Source organism: Micromonospora sp. L31, assembly GCF_052068075.1.
Classification (GTDB): domain Bacteria; phylum Actinomycetota; class Actinomycetes; order Mycobacteriales; family Micromonosporaceae; genus Micromonospora; species Micromonospora purpureochromogenes.
Genome location: NZ_JBQHDC010000008.1, coordinates 54,924 through 70,524, shown reverse-complemented (window position 1 = coordinate 70,524; position 15,601 = coordinate 54,924). Strand labels below are relative to the sequence as shown.

General features: G+C 72.7%; 13 protein-coding genes and 1 pseudogene. 7 read left to right on the top strand and 7 right to left on the bottom strand.

Annotation, left to right across the window (positions count from 1 at the left end):
• Nucleotides 1-112 precede the first annotated feature (112 nt).
• Nucleotides 113-2,053: an N-6 DNA methylase gene (locus ACTMS9_RS21705; RefSeq protein WP_441165826.1), complete on the bottom strand. Its 1,941-nt coding sequence runs from the start codon at nucleotides 2,051-2,053 to the stop codon at nucleotides 113-115.
• A gap of 98 nt (nucleotides 2,054-2,151) precedes the next feature.
• Between ACTMS9_RS21705 and ACTMS9_RS21700 the strand changes: the two genes are divergently transcribed.
• The 7 genes from ACTMS9_RS21700 to ACTMS9_RS21670 all read left to right on the top strand — a co-directional run bounded on the left by ACTMS9_RS21700 (nucleotide 2,152) and on the right by ACTMS9_RS21670 (nucleotide 8,522).
• Nucleotides 2,152-2,685, top strand: a complete 534-nt coding sequence (locus ACTMS9_RS21700) for a DUF4352 domain-containing protein (protein WP_441165825.1) — start codon at nucleotides 2,152-2,154, stop codon at nucleotides 2,683-2,685.
• Between the two features lie 124 nt (nucleotides 2,686-2,809).
• A complete protein-coding gene (locus ACTMS9_RS21695; protein ID WP_441165824.1) occupies nucleotides 2,810-3,265 on the top strand; it encodes a hypothetical protein in 456 nt (151 codons plus the stop codon).
• Between the two features lie 67 nt (nucleotides 3,266-3,332).
• Nucleotides 3,333-4,016 (top strand): hypothetical protein, encoded by a 684-nt coding sequence (locus ACTMS9_RS21690; protein WP_441165823.1) that lies wholly within the window; start codon nucleotides 3,333-3,335, stop codon nucleotides 4,014-4,016.
• 27 nt (nucleotides 4,017-4,043) lie between these two features.
• Nucleotides 4,044-4,862 carry a ribonuclease HI gene (locus ACTMS9_RS21685; protein WP_441165822.1) on the top strand — a complete coding sequence of 273 codons (819 nt, stop codon included), beginning with the start codon at nucleotides 4,044-4,046 and terminating at the stop codon, nucleotides 4,860-4,862.
• Nucleotides 4,863-5,074: 212 nt separating this feature from the next.
• Nucleotides 5,075-7,744, top strand: coding sequence for an AAA family ATPase (locus ACTMS9_RS21680; RefSeq protein ID WP_441165821.1), 2,670 nt, complete (start codon nucleotides 5,075-5,077; stop codon nucleotides 7,742-7,744).
• Entirely contained in the window at nucleotides 7,741-8,145 is a 405-nt protein-coding gene (locus ACTMS9_RS21675) for a hypothetical protein (RefSeq protein WP_441165820.1), read from the top strand. Before ACTMS9_RS21680 ends, ACTMS9_RS21675 begins: the two co-directional genes overlap by 4 nt.
• The gene (locus ACTMS9_RS21670; protein ID WP_441165819.1) at nucleotides 8,142-8,522 is read left to right on the top strand and encodes a DUF4190 domain-containing protein; all 381 of its coding nucleotides are present in this window, start codon (nucleotides 8,142-8,144) and stop codon (nucleotides 8,520-8,522) included. The genes ACTMS9_RS21675 and ACTMS9_RS21670 overlap by 4 nt, the downstream gene beginning before the upstream one ends.
• A 45-nt stretch (nucleotides 8,523-8,567) precedes the next feature.
• Here the strand turns inward: ACTMS9_RS21670 and ACTMS9_RS21665 are convergent, their stop codons facing one another.
• From ACTMS9_RS21665 to ACTMS9_RS21640, 6 genes and pseudogenes are all read right to left on the bottom strand, one after another.
• Complete coding sequence (locus ACTMS9_RS21665; protein ID WP_441165818.1) at nucleotides 8,568-9,242, bottom strand: TcmI family type II polyketide cyclase; 675 nt, start codon at nucleotides 9,240-9,242, stop codon at nucleotides 8,568-8,570.
• Nucleotides 9,242-10,579 carry a cytochrome P450 family protein gene (locus ACTMS9_RS21660; RefSeq protein WP_441165817.1) on the bottom strand — a complete coding sequence of 446 codons (1,338 nt, stop codon included), beginning with the start codon at nucleotides 10,577-10,579 and terminating at the stop codon, nucleotides 9,242-9,244. Before ACTMS9_RS21660 ends, ACTMS9_RS21665 begins: the two co-directional genes overlap by 1 nt.
• On the bottom strand, nucleotides 10,576-10,896 hold the full coding sequence (locus ACTMS9_RS21655; protein WP_441165816.1) for a putative quinol monooxygenase: 321 nt from the start codon (nucleotides 10,894-10,896) through the stop codon (nucleotides 10,576-10,578). The genes ACTMS9_RS21660 and ACTMS9_RS21655 overlap by 4 nt, the downstream gene beginning before the upstream one ends.
• A complete protein-coding gene (locus ACTMS9_RS21650; protein ID WP_441165815.1) occupies nucleotides 10,893-13,169 on the bottom strand; it encodes an FAD-dependent oxidoreductase in 2,277 nt (758 codons plus the stop codon). Before ACTMS9_RS21650 ends, ACTMS9_RS21655 begins: the two co-directional genes overlap by 4 nt.
• A 492-nt stretch (nucleotides 13,170-13,661) precedes the next feature.
• Nucleotides 13,662-14,498, bottom strand: a pseudogene (locus ACTMS9_RS21645) (AfsR/SARP family transcriptional regulator); the annotation flags it as partial.
• Between the two features lie 254 nt (nucleotides 14,499-14,752).
• Nucleotides 14,753-15,547 (bottom strand): S1 family peptidase, encoded by a 795-nt coding sequence (locus tag ACTMS9_RS21640; RefSeq protein ID WP_441148537.1) that lies wholly within the window; start codon nucleotides 15,545-15,547, stop codon nucleotides 14,753-14,755.
• Nucleotides 15,548-15,601: the final 54 nt, after the last annotated feature.

Sequence of the window (15,601 nt, the reverse complement as noted above, 5' to 3'; positions counted from 1 at the left end):
GTTCCTTTCGTTGTTGCCAACAAGGAGTATCGCTGGTCGGTTGCATCGTTGTAGTCCCCTGCTCGGCCAAAGCGGGGGTCCGGACCGTCAGTAGGGCAGCTGCCCTCGGTCCTTACCTCGCCTGTTGTTTCCGGCCCGATCGCTTTTCTGCGCGGAGCGCGCCGCGGGCCAGGCCATCGGCCGTGAGCTGCACCAGTTCCGCGCCAAGCGCCGCCGCCTGTCGGATAGCCGACTCGAAGGCATCCAGCCGCCGGAACGCCTCCCCGTGCACGCGCTGCTCGTCGAGCGGCAGCCGTCGCACCTGCGCCCGTCGGATGTCGAACCGCAGCGTCCCCGACAGACTCGACGCCTGCTTCTTGTTGGCGGAGGTGCGCAGCTGCCCGGCGAGGAACCAGGAGTTGAGCGCGGCCGGGTTGGGTCGCAGCAGGTAGAGGTTGCGCCCGAGCAGCGCCCCCTCGGCGGTGACCACCCGGGCGGTGAGGGTCCGGGCGATCATCGGCACCACCACGTCCCCGACGGCGAGCGGGATCTCCTGGCCGAGCTTGCCGTCGTCCCGCCCGGAGGCGTCCTCGCCGTTCAGCACGTCCTGCACGGTGAGCACCGGCGGCCCGTCACCTGAGGTCGCGTCGCCGTCGGATGAGGCCGTCCGGATCTGGCCGAGGAGCTGCAGCGCTCCCGTGCGGGCCAGCTCGCCGACCGAGAGGGTGAGCGCGGCAGCGCCGTCGGGCGTGGGGGTGACCTGCGGCATCAGCGCCGGCAGGTCGCCGACGATGGCGGCCAGCCGTTCCCTGGTGCGTACCAGATGCTCTCCGCTCTGCTCGCCCCCGACGGCGGGTTGCCGGCGGGCGGGGGTGAGGTCGACCTCCTCGTCGAGCAGCTCGATGACCGGTACCGCGCGGGCGAAACCGACTTCCTCGATCTCGGCATCGGGTGCGGCGGTGAAGGCCCGCCAGGTGGTCAGCACCCGTGCGTACAGCTCAGCGAGGTCACCGTCGGCAGCGTCGATCAGCAGCGCCCGCGTCGGTGGCGGCGCGTCGGCCGCGGGCCGCCGCAGCACCCAAAGGTGCAGCGGTACGCCGTGGGGCGCGGCCACCCCCGGCGGAAGCGCGACGACGGCGCGCAGCGCGCCGTGGCTCAGCAGCTTGTTGCGAATCCGCCGCCCCGCGCGGCGACTGGCGGCTGCGGGGGGCATCAGCATTACGGCGTGCCCGCCGGGACGCAGGTGGGCCAAGGCGTGCTGCACCCAGGCCAGCTCGGGTTCGGTACGCGCCGGCAGGCCGTACTCCCAGCGAGAGTCGTAGCCGAGCTCGTCGTGTCCCCAGTTGGCGACGCCGAACGGCGGGTGGCAGACCACCGCGTCGACCGCGGAACGGGGGAACGCGTCGGCACGCAGCGAGTCGCCGGGGCAGACCTCGCCGGGCACCTCCCGCATGGCCAGCCAGAGCCCCGCCAGCCGGGCGAGGGATTCGTCGAGTTCCTGCCCGTACGCCGAGGTGCAGCCGGCGCGGACGGCCGCCCGCAGGGTGGCGCCGGAGCCGGCGGCCGGGTCGAGGACGGCGCCGCCGCCGACGTCGGCGAGCCCGACCATCAGGTCGGCCAGGTCGTCGGGGGTGGCCCAGGGCCGGCCGGGGCCGGGGGCGGAGAAGCGCTGCCACAGCTCGTCGAACGCGGCCTGCGGGCCGAGGTGGTCGGCGAGGGCGTTGATCTCGGGTAGCAGGTCGGCCAGCCGTCGGTCGACCTGCCGGGGTGACGGGCGTTCGCCGCGTTGCCGGGCGAGCAGCAAGGCGCCGACGGCGGCGAGCGCGTCGGCGGCGGTGTCAGTGGGCGGGGCGAGGTGCCGCCAGAGCCGATCGACGGGTGAGAGCTCGGGGAGCTTGCCCTGCCCGCGCAGCCACTGCTCGACCTGGATCAGGTCGAACTCCGGACTGGCCGGGGTCCCGCCGACCGGGGCGGGGAAGTCGGGGTGCCGCTTGCGCCAGTTGCTGACTGCAGCGCGACCGACCCCGGCGAGCCGGGCGATCTCCGCTGCCGTGATGGTCGGTGTCTCATGCACCTCCGAAGTGTGTCACACCTGTCAACCATCATGTCTGTTGACAGGGTTCACAGGCGATGTTCTCATTGACGCCGTCACGTTCACAGCAGGAGGAAACGATGCGCAAGACCACGACCCTCGCCCTGATCGCCACCGGCCTGGTCGCCCTGGGCTGCGGCTCCGGCGCCGCCGACGACGCCACCAGCAGCAAGGCCGACGCCGGGGGCGCCAAGGGCGAGGACAAGCCGGCGAAGACCTCGAAGATCGGCCAGGCGGCCCAGGACGGGAAGTTCGAGTTCACGGTCAAGTCGTCGAAGTGCGGCGTCGCGAAGGTCGGCAGCTCGATGCTCGGCGACAAGGCCCAGGGCCAGTTCTGCCTGATCACGATCAACGTCAAGAACATCGGCAAGGAGCCGCAGACCCTCGACGGCAGCAGCCAGAAGGCCTACACCGCCGACGGCACCGAGTACTCCTCCGACACCGAGGCCGGCCTCTACGCCAACAAGGAGGCGAGCACCTTCTTCGAGGAGATCAACCCCGGCAACCAGGTGACCGGCGTGTTCGTATTCGACATCCCGAAGAGCGTGAAGCTCACCAAGCTCGAGCTCCACGACTCGATGTTCTCCGGCGGCGTGACCGTCTCCCTCGCCTGATCCACCGCTCGACCCGGGGCGGGCGCCACCGCCCGCCCCGCTGGTTCCAGCGCTGCTGCCACAGCGCAGTCCGGATTCGTCCGCCTTCGAGCCGCTGTTTTAACCCACCGAAAGGTTGCTCTTCGTGAGAAAGGCGATCAGCGCCATCCTGCTCGTCACGGCCTTTTGGCTGACGGCTTGCAGCAGAGCGACGAACGACAGCCCGACTGCCGCCATCTCACCCACGGCCCCCTCCGCTCCCGCCAGTCCGACGCCTCCCCCCTTGGTCAGCGTGAGCGTGAACGTCCACTGCACCAACGGGTTGTACTGCGCCAACATCGACGGCTCCAGCTGCGTCTTCGCGGACAGCTTCAAGTCGTTCCCGAGCCAGAGCCTCACCGTCTCCGATCCGGATGGAGAGATCCTCGCCGCCAAGTCGCTGCCCTTGGAGGGCGAGATCTCTGGCAGCGCTGACACCGGGGATTACAGCTGTACCGCTGCCCTGAGGTTCGAGGTGCCTGAGAAGAGCCTCTACAAGGTCGATGCCTTCGGCTTTAACGACAAGACGGACAAGGCCCCCTTCACGCTCTCCGTCCCCTGACCAGACCGCAGACAGCAAGCTCCCCCAACAAGCCCGACCAAGAGCCCTCGAACAGCAGGAGAATTTCATGACCGACGGGACGAGTCCGATGACGCCCGAGCAGCCCGCCGCACCGCAAGAGCCGACCACCTCCCCCGACACCGCGCCCGAACCGACCATGCCCGCCAAGCACTCCAACGCCCGCGCCTGGGCGGTGGGTGGCGTCGCCCTCGTCGTCGCCCTCGGCGTTGGTGGTGCCTTTATCGGTGCATCGAGCGACGACGCGAAGCCTGCCGCCGGCGCCATGGCGTCCGCCAGCCCGAGCACGGTCGCGCCGACCACCGCCGCTCCCACGACGGCGGCCCCGACCAGCGCCGCGCCGTCGCCGACGAGGACCATTCCCCCGCCGAAGCCGAAGCCGAAGCCGCCGTCGTACAAGGCGCTGACCGAGCGGCAGTGGAAGCTGATCGCGAAGAACCCGGACGCGTACATGGGCAAGACCTACGTCGTCTACGGCCGGGTCACCCAGTTTGACGCGGCCACCGGCACCGACAGCTTCCGGGCCGACGTCGCCCACCGCCGAATGGCCGACGAGTACGAGTACGAGACCAACACGATCCTCAACGGGTCCGAGTCGGACCTCGACAACCTCGTCGAGGACGACATCTTCCGCGCCAACGTCACGGTGCTCGGCTCCTTCAGCTACGACACCCAGATCGGCGGCGAGACCACGGTTCCGATGCTCATGGTCAACTCGATCAAGGTCCTCTAGGACTCCTCCGAGACGTCAGGAGGCGTCGTGCGTCCCGATGAGTTCCTCCGCACCCTGGCCCTACTCCCCCCTCCCCTGCACGACCGCGCCCTCACCCTGCGCGCCTTCACCCGCCCCACCCGCTGCGATGACTGCCAGCGCATCGGCGACGCCGTCCGCCTGGCCCTCACCGCCGCCCACTACGACGAGCTGACCTCCGCCGGCGAGCTGCTCGACACCGCCGAGCGGCTGGCCGCCAAGCACGGCATCCACCGCCGGTCCGGCGACGACCAGCAGCGCGGCCGCGGCCGGGTGGTCCGCTGGGCGACGACGTCCGCGCCGCTGGTGGCCGCGACCGACGCCAGCTGGAAGGGCCGCGTCGGCGGCATCGGGTACGTCGTCAGCGACGGCCACTACGGCCTGCTCGGTCGGGGCATCGGCCGGCTCGACCCGACCGGCGCCTCCCGGGTGCTGATCAATGAGCTGCGCGCGGTCGACTACCTGCTGACCGGGTACGACGAGGCGCCGGTGGGCATGACGGTGCTGCTGGACTGCCTCGCCGCCCTGCGCTACCTGCACCGCTGGCAGGCTGGCGAGACCGGCGCGATGCCGGCCGGCTACAGCCTGCGGGAGCGCCGTTGGTCGGACCAGCCGACCCTGGTCCGGCTCGCCGAGCAGGTGGCCCGCCGCCCCGACCTGACGTTCGCGCACGTCAAGGGGCACAGCGGCCACGCCCTCAACGAGGCAGCCGACGGCCTGTCGCACATGGCCCGTCGCCGGCGGGAGGAGTCCTTCGACCTGCGTCCTCGGGCGCACGCCCTGGTCGACGCGTTCCTGCACGACTGGCACGCGAACGCCACGCTCTGACCGCTCGCCCGCACCGCCCGCAGCGGAGGCGCCCGACGTCGCACCGCTGATTCGTTTGCGACATCAGCTCTACAGCGTCCAACGGCCACCACCGCCCTCCGACTCCACTGCTCGCCCCAGCCGGGACGACAGCGGCCTCCCCACTTCCACCGCTCATCCCGGGCGGCCCGACGACCCGTCGGTCCGCGGACACCACGCGCCTGGAGACGACCATGACCGACCCCGCGCAGCCCACCACCGCACCCCTGATCGAGCTGATCTTCGACCGGCTCGCCGCCGACAGCGACGTGCCGGCCGACACCGCCGAACTGGTCCTCGCCGCGCTCACCGGCGACGACGACCTGACCGCCGCCCTCGCCGGCAGCCCCACCCGGCTCGACCCGCACTCCCCCACGAACGACGAACCGTCGGAGCGGATCTGGCTGAAGTCGGTGACCGTCGCCGGGTTCCGCGGCGTCGGCCCGGAGCGCACCCTCGACATCGCGCCCGGGCCGGGCCTCACCCTGGTCGTCGGCCGCAACGGCTCCGGCAAGTCGAGCTTCGCCGAGGCCGTCGAACTCGCCCTCACCGGCGACAGCGCCCGCTGGGCCGACAAGACCAGCGTGTGGCGTACCGGGTGGCGCAACCTGCACGTTCCGGACCCGTGCCGGATCGGTGTGGAGCTGCGGGTCGACGGCGTGGCCACGCCGACCCGGGTGGCGCGGGCCTGGCCCGCCGGCGGTGAACTGGCCGACGCCGAGGTGACCGTGACCAGCGCGCGGGGCCGGCGCGACGGCCTCGGCGAGCTGGGCCTGGCCCGCCCGCTGGAGCTGTACCGGCCGTTCCTCACCGCCGCCGAGCTGGGCCGGCTCGCCGCCGGCACGCAGAGCCAGCTCTTCGACGCGCTCTTCGCCATCCTCGGCCTGGACGCGCTGACCGACGCCGACCAGCGTCTGATGCACGCCGCCCGGCCGCACGACACGGCCGTCAAGCAGGTACGCGCACAGCGCGCCGCCCTGGCCGACCTGCTCGCCGGGGTCGCCGACGACCGGGCCCGGCGGGCCGCCGTGCTGCTGCGCGGCCGGGGCGCGGTCGACCTGCCGGCGTTGACGGCGATCCTCGACGAGCCGGACGAGGCGACCGCCGACGAGGCAGTGCTGCTGTGCCGCGAGCTCGCCGCCCTCGACCCGCCGCCGGTGGACGAGGTGACGCGGCTGGCCGGGCAGCTGCGGGAGGCGGCGGCCGAGACCCTCCGGTACGACGGCGGTCGGTCCCGGGCGGCGCTGCGCAGCGCCGAACTGCTCCGCCTCGCGCTCGAACACCACGACGACCGGGGCGACGGGCCCTGTCCCGTCTGCGCCAGCGGCGCCCTCGACGGTGGCTGGCGGGCGACCGCCGCCAAGAGCCTGATCGAGCTGCGGCAGCGCAGCGTCGCCGCCCAGACCGCGGCGACCCGGCTCACCGCGCTGCTGCGCCAGGCGCACCACCTGATCGACGACCTGACCGTGCCCGACGGCCCCGGATCGCAGACGCCGACCGGGTCGCCGCCGAGCGTCGGCACGGGGGCGCTGCGGCAAGGGGTCGGCACGGAGGTCCTGACCGTGCGCGACGACCCCCGAGCACACACGCCGACCGGGTCGCCGCTCACGGGGATCGGCGCGGAAGCGCCGCGCCAGAGGGCCGGCACGGAGGTACTCCGCGAGGGTGTTGGCACGGCGGTGCCGCGCGAGGGCGACGGAGTGGAGGTCCTGCTCGGGGCGCTGCGGGAGGCCGTGGCCGCGCTTCGGGGCGTACCCGGGGAACCGGCCGACCTGGCCGACCACCTAGCGGCGCGGTACCCGGCGGTGGTGGCGGCGGCGGACGCGGCACGTGCGTACGCCGAAGGGTTCCTGCGGCAGCGCGACACCGGGTGGCGGGCGGCGGCGGCCGAGTTGCGCGAATGGGTCGCCGCCGCCGGCGGGCTGGCGGCGCGGGAGGCGACGCTGGCCCGGTTGAAGGCCGCGCGCGCCTGGTTGAAGGAGACCGGCGCGGCGGTCCGCGACGAGCGGATCGCGCCGTTCGCCGCGCACTCGCAGCGGATCTGGGAGCAGCTGCGGCAGGAGAGCAACGTCGAGCTGGGCGCCATGACCCTCGCCGGGACGAACACCCGGCGGCGGGTGGTCTTCCCGGTCAGCGTGGACGGCGCCGACAACGGCACCGCGCTGGGCGTGATGAGCCAGGGTGAGATGCAGGCCCTCGGGCTGGCCACGTTCCTGCCGCGCAGCTGTGCCCCGGAGAGCCCGTTCCGGTTCATCGTCGTCGACGACCCGGTGCAGAGCATGGACCCGTCGAAGGTGGACGGGCTGGCCCGGGTACTCGCCGAGCTGGCCGAGGACCGGCAGGTGGTGGTCTTCACCCACGACACCCGGCTGCCCGACGCGGTGCGTCGGCTCGACCTGGGGCGGGCGCGGATCGTGGAGGTGCAGCGCGCCGAGCGGTCCGTGGTGACCCTGCGGCCCGGCTCCGACCCGGTCACCCGCTATCTCGACGACGCGTGGGCCCTGGCCCGCAACGACGAGCTGCCCGCCGACGTACGGGGTCCGGTGGTGGCGGAGCTGTGCCGGTCGGCGATCGAGGCGGCCTGCCACCTGCGGGTGTGGCGGGTCCGGGTGACCCGGGGCGTGCCCCATGACGACATCGAGGCGGCGATCGTCGACGCGTCCCGCCGGCTGACCACGATCGTGGCGTTGGCCGTCTTCGACGACGCGGACCGCGGTGGCGACGTGCTCGGTTGGCTGGGACGCCACGGCGGCTGGGCGGTCGGCGCGTACCGGGCCTGCCGGGAGGGCGTGCACGGGGCGTACCTGGCGGACCTGCCCGGCCTGGTCACGGACGCCCGCGCCCTGGCGAAGGTGCTGGCGTGACCGCGCCGACGCCCCGCCGCTGCCTGGCGGCGGCCGATCAGCTGCTGCGCGGCGCCGGCCCGCTCGGCACCTCGGCGGTGACCGCCGGCTGGTGGCCGCGGGCCTGCGCCTGCCTGATCCGCCTCGCCCTCGAAGGCGGCATCGACGACTACTGGCGGCGGGTCCGGCCGGCCGTGGCGGCGTGCCGGCAGGGCCGGGCCAAGCAGCTGATGCTGCGCGGTCGGCTCGGGCCGGGCGCCGAGGTGGCCCGCCGGATTACCTACGCCTGGTCGACGCTGTCGGCCGCCACCCACCACCACTGCTACGAGCTGGCCCCGACGGCGGCGGAGCTGCGCCGCCTGCACAGCGAGGTCGCCGCCCTGCTGCACCGACTCGACCAAGGACAGGAATCCCGACGATGACCTACCCCCAGCCCGGCCACGAGCCTGCCCGGCCCTACCCGCCGGCCGTGCCGTATCCGCCGGCGGTGCCGTATCCGACGCCGCTGCTGGTCGCGGCGCTGCCCACGTCCGGCAGCGCCACCGCCGCGATGGTGCTCGGCATCGTCGGCGTGCTCGGCGGATGGTGTGTGTTCGGCCTTCCCTGCCTGCTCGCCGTCATCCTCGGGCACATCGGGCTGCACGAGACCCGCGACGGTCTGAAGTCCGGGCGCGGCATGGCCGTCGCCGGGCTGGTGCTCGGCTACGTCTTCGTCGCCCCGGCGGTCGCGCTCACCGTCATGGTCTTCTTCGGCGGCGTGATCGGTGCGGCCACCCCGACCCCCACCTCCACTCCCTGAAGGGTGGCGGTCGCCGTGGCGTCACGGCGACCGCCACCGAAGGCGTCAGTCCTCGGCCTGCCAGCGGTAGAACTCCTTGGCCACCGAGTCCTCCGGCCCACGCCAGGTCGCCGGGTTGTACGGGCTGATGTACGGGCTCAGCTCCGCCATGATCTTGGCGAACACCGGCTGCTCGTGGTCCTGCCCCGCGCCGTCGGCGGCCGCCGCGTCGGTGCGTTCCAACAGGTGCACGTAGACGTCGTCGATCGAGTACAGCCAGCGCCCGGTGACGCCGAGCTGGACCGGCAGCGACCCGGCGTCGGACTCGCCGAAGATGCGCGCGACGTCGGGCTCCGCGCCGGGCTTGATCCGTCCGATGATGACGGTGAGGTTCCGGTCGGCCGACTCCGGCGCCGGGTCCTCGTCGGGGACCCAGCTGTAGAACTCCTTGGCGACGGAGTCGGAGGGGTTCTTCCAGTATTTCGGGTACGGCGTCACGTACGGGGCGATGGCCTCGGCGATCTTCTGGAACGCCGGCAGTCCCCGGGTCTGGCCGGAGATCCGCGGGTCCTCCCTGCGTTCGATCACGTGGATGTAGAGGTCGTGGAAGGACAGCAGCCGGCGCCCGATCACGCCGAGGTCCTGCGGTCGGGTCGACTTGTCGTAGTAGCCGAAGACATCACCGACGATGTCGTCGCTGCCCGGAACCATGTGGCAGACGATCACGTTTCGGAAGACCATTACCGCTCCTCGGGTGTGTGGACGGGTGCTTGCGTGGACGGTGATCTCTGGTGGCCGATCGGGGACGGCGCTCCCGCGTCCCCGCCGATCGGGGAGGGCGATCCGGCGTCCCAGGCGGTGAACTCGACCGGAAGCTCCAGCAGGCCACGGAACGGCGACCCGGCCGGCAGCCGGCGCAGCTGGGAGACCGGCACCCCGAGCCGCAGGTCCGGTAGCCGGCGCAGCAGCGCCTCGATGGCGATCTGTGCCTCCATCCGGGCCAGTGAGACGCCGAGGCAGTAGTGGACGCCGTGGCCGAAGCCGATGTGCGGGCCCCGCACCCGGCGCAGGTCCAGCCGGTCCGGGTCGACGAAGTGGGCCGGGTCGTGGTTCGCCGCGTTGATCACGACGCCGACGATCGACCCGCGCGGGATGCGGACGCCCTGGTACTCGACGTCCTCGGTGGCGATCCGGGGACTGGCGACCGGCAGCGGGCCGTCGAACCTCAGCAGCTCCTCGATCGCCGAGGGCAGCAGTTCCGGCTTGGCGCGCAGCAGGTCGAGCTGGTCGGGATTGGTCAGCAGCGCCACGGTGGCGTTGCCGAGGAAGTCCGCGGTGGTCTGGTGCCCGGCGAACAGCAGCAGGAACGTGGTGGTGACCAGTTCGGGTTCGGACAGCTGTCGGCCGTGTTCGCAGGCGTCGATCAGCGCGCTGATCATGTCGTCGCCGGGGTGCGCGCGTTTGGCCTGGATCAGGTCGACGAGATAGTGGTGCAGCCGGAGCTGGGCCTCCTGCACGGCCGCCCGGTCCTCCTCGGGACTACGGCCGGACGACCCGGACGTCCTGATCACCTGGGTCCAGTCGAGGACCCGCTCGTGGTCGGTCTCCGGGATGCCGAGCAGGTGGCTGATCACCATCATCGGCAGCGGGATCGCGAAGTCGTGCATCAGCTCGGCCTGACCCTGCGGGATGATCTTGTCGAGCAGGTTGTCCACGATCTCCGCCACCCGGGGCCGCAGGGCCTCGACCCGACGCGGCGCGAACGCCTGGGACACGATCCGGCGCAGCCTGGTGTGCTCGGGCGGGTCCGCGTTGAGCATGTTCTTGTTCAACGCCTCGGAGTTCGGCCCGAAGATCCGCAGGTACTCCTGGCCCGGGCCGTAGAGGTCCTTGGACAGCCGGGGGTCGATCAGCGCGGCCTTGGCGTCGTCGAACCGGGTGATCAGGTACGAGTCGAACCGCGGCGAGCTGATCGGGCACACCGGCTTCTCCGCCCGCAGCCGGGCGAAGGCGGGATAGGGATTGGCGGCGAACTCGGGGGTGTAGAGCTCCGACGCGGGTACCGCATCCTCGGTCATCGTGACTCCTCGGGCTCGCTGCGTACGCTGTGCAGAACCTGGTAGGTGTGCCGCTGCGCGGATTCGCGAAGCTCGCGGATCATCTGCAACAGCCGGTCCCGGTGCTCGCTGCGGCCGAAGGCGTCCAGCCGTTCGCGGTCCGCCCAGTCGCTGATGATCAGGTAGCTGCGCGGGTCGTCGGCGTCGCGGACCAGGTCCTGCTTCAGGCAGCCGTCCAGCGCGCGGATCGCCTCCGCCGCCGAGCGCCACTCCGCCTCGAACCGTTCCTCGCAGCCCTCCTTGGTACGCATGGCGAGCACGGTGCGTACCGTCGTCATCGCGCGCCTCCGAAGACCAGTTGCAGGTGCTTGCCGAGCGCGTCGGCGTCGATCGGCTGGCTGCGGAACCCGACGTGCCCGTCCGGGCGGATCAGGTAGAGGCCGCTGCCGTCAACGCCGTAGGTGGCGCGGAACCCGCCTTCGGCGTCGTGCACCACCGGCGGATCGAGCAGCGCCGGCACCGGGGCGTCCGGGCTGAGCAGCAGGTAGATGTCGACCTGCCCGGAGGTCTGCCGGCGGACGTCGGCGCAGAGCTTCCCCAGGTCGGTCGACGCCGCCAGGTCGGCGGATTTGTCGGCGTAGAGCAGCAGCGTGTGCCGGGTGCCGTGGGTCAGCTCGTGCAGGCGCAGCGGGTGCCCGACGCCCCGCCGGTGCAGGCCGCCGACGTCGGGAGCGCGGTCGCCGGGCCCGGGGCCGGCGCGCAGGGCGTCGGGAGCGGACAGCGACTCGCCGACCAGCGGGCTGTCCGCGTAGCTGAGCAGCATGGACATCTCCTGGAGGAACTGCCGCTTCAGGTCGTCGCGGTCCAGCTCGTCGGTGAAGGCCAGCCGCACCGCGCGCCCGACGATCTCCTCGCCCTCCGGGCGCCGTTCGGTCTCGTAGCTGTCCAGCAGCCCGGGGGCGGCGATCCCGCGTACCGCCAGGGCCAGTTTCCACGCCAGGTTCCAGGCGTCCTGGATGCCGGTGTTCATGCCCTGGCCGCCCGCGGGCGGGTGCAGGTGGGCCGCGTCGCCGGCCACGAACACCCGGCCGTCGCCGTACCGGTCCACGATGCCGTGGCTGATCCGGAACACCGACGACCAGCGCAGGTTCGACGCGCGGGTGCCGGGCGGGGCCAGCCGGTCCAGCGCGACCTGGAGGTCGGCGAGGGTGGGTTCGGCGAGTTCCTCGCTGAACCCCGGCGGGGCGTCCTGCCCGCCGGTCTGCGCGAAGAACCGGGGCGGCGCGAGGGTGGCGATCCGGTACCGGGACTCGCCGCGCAGCGGCACGCAGACCAGCATCCCGTCCATCTGGCCGTCGGTCTCGTGCATGAACCGGAGCAGGTGGCCCTCCGGCATGTCCCAGTCCACGTCCACGTCGCAGAGCATGAAGAGCTGCGGGAACCGGCCCAGCCCGCCGGAGAACGTCAACCCGAGCAGCTCGCGTACCTTGCTGTGCGCGCCGTCGCAGCCGACGAGGTACTTGGCGCGTACCGTCTCCTCGCCGGCGGCGGTCGCGAGCGTGGCCAGGACGCCGTCGTCGTCCTGGGTGAACGCGACCAGCTCGGCACCGCGCTGCGGGCGTACGCCGAGGGTGGCCAGCCGTTCGGTGAGGATGCGCTCGGTCTCGTACTGGGGCAGGCCGAGGTGCGCGTAGGGCAGCTCGGGCAGCTCCCAGCTCATCTGGTGGGTCTGCACCCCGTTGACGAACACCATGTTGCCGGTCAGCCAGATCCCGGCGTCCATCGCCTCGCGCACGATGCCCTGGCTCTCCCAGATCTCCATCGTGCGGCAGTGCACGCCGATCGCCTTGTCGGCCTGCCCCGGCGGGGTGGCCCGCTTCTCGACCACCCGGCACTCGATGCCGCGCCGGGCCAGCTCGACGGCGGCGGTCAGCCCGGTGGGCCCCGCTCCGACGATGAGTACGTCCGTTGTCGTGTGCACGTCGATCTCCTTGCCCGTACTCGGTTCTCGCCTGGTGTCGGAATGAGCCGCGCTGTGGAACAGGCGGCGCCGGAAGTCGAGGAGGAACGGCGCGATCGGCCCGGCCTCCTCCTGCGCGTGTGCGGGGTTGCCGATCCAGCGGAAGAACTCCGCTTGGCTGCGCCATTCGGCGAAGATGTGGTGGACGTCCGAGTCGGGCTCGCGGAGCAGGTCCTCGCGCAGGTAGCCGGGCACGTCCGCCATCCGTGCCTTCACCTCGGCGTAGCCGCGGGTGAACTCGGCGAGCCGGGCGGCCGGCACGGTGACCTCGACGTCAACGAAGATGCTCCGCCCCGGCCCGCCGGGGTCGCGCATCACCTGGTAGCTGTCGGCCGACGACGGCTCCCGCAGCGGGCGGACGGCGGCGGAGAAGCGCGCGGCGACGGGGCCGTTCTCGTAGCCGCGCAGCGCGGACTCGTCGGTCCACTCGGTGACGACGACGAACGAGCGCGGGTCGTCGGCGTCGAGGAGCAGGGCCTGCACGAGGTTGCCGGGCAGCTCGCCGACCTGCCCGGCGACCGCTCGCCACGCGGCTGCCACGGCGTCCTCGCAGCCCGGCCGCGCGCGTATGCGGCACATGGTTCTGATCATGGAAGCTCCTTCGACGGCCTGCGCGGGACGGTGCGGCGGTGGCACCTTGTGCGGCGCACGTCGGCCGTTGCCGGGCGGGAGTCGCGAGCGGTGAGCGTTCTGCGGATCATCACGGATTCCTTCCTGGGCCGCGGAGGTGGTTCCTCGGCCGGTCCGCCGGCCTCACGGTCGGGACGACGGCCGGCGCGCGTCCTTTCTCGACCGGTCGCCCGGGCCGAACGGCGGCACTCCCGGCTGCGCCGGGTGACAGGTCCCGGCCAGCGGCGCCCGGACCGCGACGCCGTCGTCCTGCGACCTTGCCGGACCTCGCGTCACCCCGCCGTCACCGGCGACCGGCGCCGGGTCCGGTCGCGTTGACGGGCTGGGGACGGGCCCGCGGAGCAGTGGCGCCCGCGCCGGCGGGTGGCCCGCCGTGGGCGCGGGGAGCAGGTTCGGCGGGCCGGGGTGGGCGCGCACGGTGGCGCGGTCGCCGGCCGGGCCGGGCACGAGTCGCGGGACACCGCGCGCCCCTGGGACCGGGGCTTGCCTCGGCCGGTCGTGGGACGCGAGCACCTCGCTGATCAGCGCGCGCATCGCCGCCGACGGTTCCAGCTGCAACTCGCGCCGCAGGAGGTCCCGGTAGACGAAGTAGGCGTGCAGCGCCTCGTACGCGTTGCCCTCCGCCAGGTGCGTCTGGACCACCAGCCGGTGCGGGGTCTCCCGCAACGGTTCGGCCGCCATCGCCTCGAGCGCGGCCTGCAACGCCTCCCCGTGCTCGCCGGCGCGCAGGTGGGCCCCGGCCATCTCGTCCAGCAGGTGCAGCCGCAACTGTCTGAGCCGTTCCCGCTCCAGCAGGACCCAGTCGTCGTACCAGCCGGGCAGCAGGTCGTGGCGCCCGGCGGCGAGGACCGCCGCCGCCGGCCGGGGATCGCCACCCTGGCTCACCCGGGCGTCGGCCCGAGCCAGCTCGTCGACGTCCACGTCGACCGTCGGGTGCAACCGGACCGTGTCGCCGTCGGTGATCACCTGGCAGACCGGGTCCCGGCGCAGCCGCCACAGCGCGGTCCGCAACGAGGACAGGGCGCGCTCCTCAGGCACCCCCGGCCAGAGCAGGCCGGCCAGTTGGGCGCGGGTCGCGCCCGGGCGCAGCCCGATCAGCGCGATGGTGCGTTGCAGGCCGCGCGGCACCACCACCGGCCGCCTGCCGTGCAGCAGCCGGAAGCCGCCGAGCAGCAGGAGGCGGACCGTCGGCTCGGCGTCGGACACCGGCTGTGGTGTGCTGCCCCCTGCCGTGGACAACCGTGTGCTCTTGTCACAGTTCACGATCGACTCCCTGCACCAGGGGACCATGGGCGGCGAAGGCCTTGTCGGAGCCGACCGACCGCCGGTTGGACCGGTGAAAGGGGCCTCGGGTGACCCGTGGATCGCTCGCCTCAGCTGGAAGTCTGCGCAAATCCGCGTCACCCCAGCGTCACCGCGCGGCGGAATCTGTGCGTCTCCTGTGACAGTCCGGTGACACCTGCGCCGGCACGCCGGCGGCCCGGCTGGTCGTCAGCCGGGCCGCGAGGGTCGTACGGTCAGCCGCCGAGACCGGCGGCGTACGGTCAGCCGCCGAGACTGGCGGCGGCCGAGGCGATCGACGAGGAGAAGTAGCTCACCTGGGTGTAGACGCCCGGGTAGTTGGGCCGGGCACAGCCGTTGCCCCAGCTGACGATGCCGACCTGGATCCACGCGTTGCTGGCGTCGCGGCGGAACATCGGGCCGCCCGAGTCGCCCTGGCAGGTGTCCGTGCCGCCGCTGGCGTACCCGGCGCAGATCTCCTCGGCGACGATGATCTGGCCGCCGTAGTTGGCGTTGCAGGTGGAGTCGCTCACGAACGGCACGGTCGCCTTGAGCAGGTATCGCTGCTGGGAGCCGCCCTCACGCGCCGCGCCCCAGCCGGCGACGGTGAACGTGCCGTTGTCATAGGCGGTGGTGCTGGCGATCGGCAGGGTGCTCAGCCCGGTGACCGGGGTGGCCAGCCTGATCAGCGCCCAGTCCTTGCCGTTGCCGTTGTAGCCGGGCGCGCGGTAGACGTAGTTCGACCGGACGGTGATCCGGCTGGACGACTGCAGGTCGACCACCCCGAGCGTCGCGGTGATGCTGGTGTTGGTGCCCGTGCGGCCCACGCAGTGCGCGGCCGTGAGCACCAGTCGCGGGCTGTACAGGGCTCCGCCGCAGCCCATCGAGAGTCGCACCATGAACGGGAACTCCCCCTGGGCGGCGCGGGTGCCGCCGACGACGTACGGGGTGGGCGTGGGCTCGGCCGCGGCGGCGGGCGCGGCGAGGCTGAGGCTGCCCGCGGTCACCGCGGCCAACGCGGCGGCCAGCAGGCCGGTGAGGGTGCGCCAACGAAGCATGTGGTCCTCCGCATTCCGACCGGCACGCCTCGTGAGGAGCGCACCTGATTCAGG

Excerpts from the sequence above, each read along its gene's own strand:
- ACTMS9_RS21665 (WP_441165818.1), bottom strand. The coding sequence starts at position 9,242 with ATGGTCTTCCGAAACGTGATCGTCTGCCACATGGTTCCGGGCAGCGAC.
- ACTMS9_RS21655 (WP_441165816.1), bottom strand. The coding sequence starts at position 10,896 with ATGACGACGGTACGCACCGTGCTCGCCATGCGTACCAAGGAGGGCTGC.
- ACTMS9_RS21660 (WP_441165817.1), bottom strand. The coding sequence starts at position 10,579 with ATGACCGAGGATGCGGTACCCGCGTCGGAGCTCTACACCCCCGAGTTC.
- ACTMS9_RS21650 (WP_441165815.1), bottom strand. The coding sequence starts at position 13,169 with ATGATCAGAACCATGTGCCGCATACGCGCGCGGCCGGGCTGCGAGGAC.
- ACTMS9_RS21670 (WP_441165819.1), top strand. The coding sequence starts at position 8,142 with ATGACCTACCCCCAGCCCGGCCACGAGCCTGCCCGGCCCTACCCGCCG.
- ACTMS9_RS21680 (WP_441165821.1), top strand. The coding sequence starts at position 5,075 with ATGACCGACCCCGCGCAGCCCACCACCGCACCCCTGATCGAGCTGATC.
- ACTMS9_RS21700 (WP_441165825.1), top strand. The coding sequence starts at position 2,152 with ATGCGCAAGACCACGACCCTCGCCCTGATCGCCACCGGCCTGGTCGCC.
- ACTMS9_RS21690 (WP_441165823.1), top strand. The coding sequence starts at position 3,333 with ATGACCGACGGGACGAGTCCGATGACGCCCGAGCAGCCCGCCGCACCG.
- ACTMS9_RS21640 (WP_441148537.1), bottom strand. The coding sequence starts at position 15,547 with ATGCTTCGTTGGCGCACCCTCACCGGCCTGCTGGCCGCCGCGTTGGCC.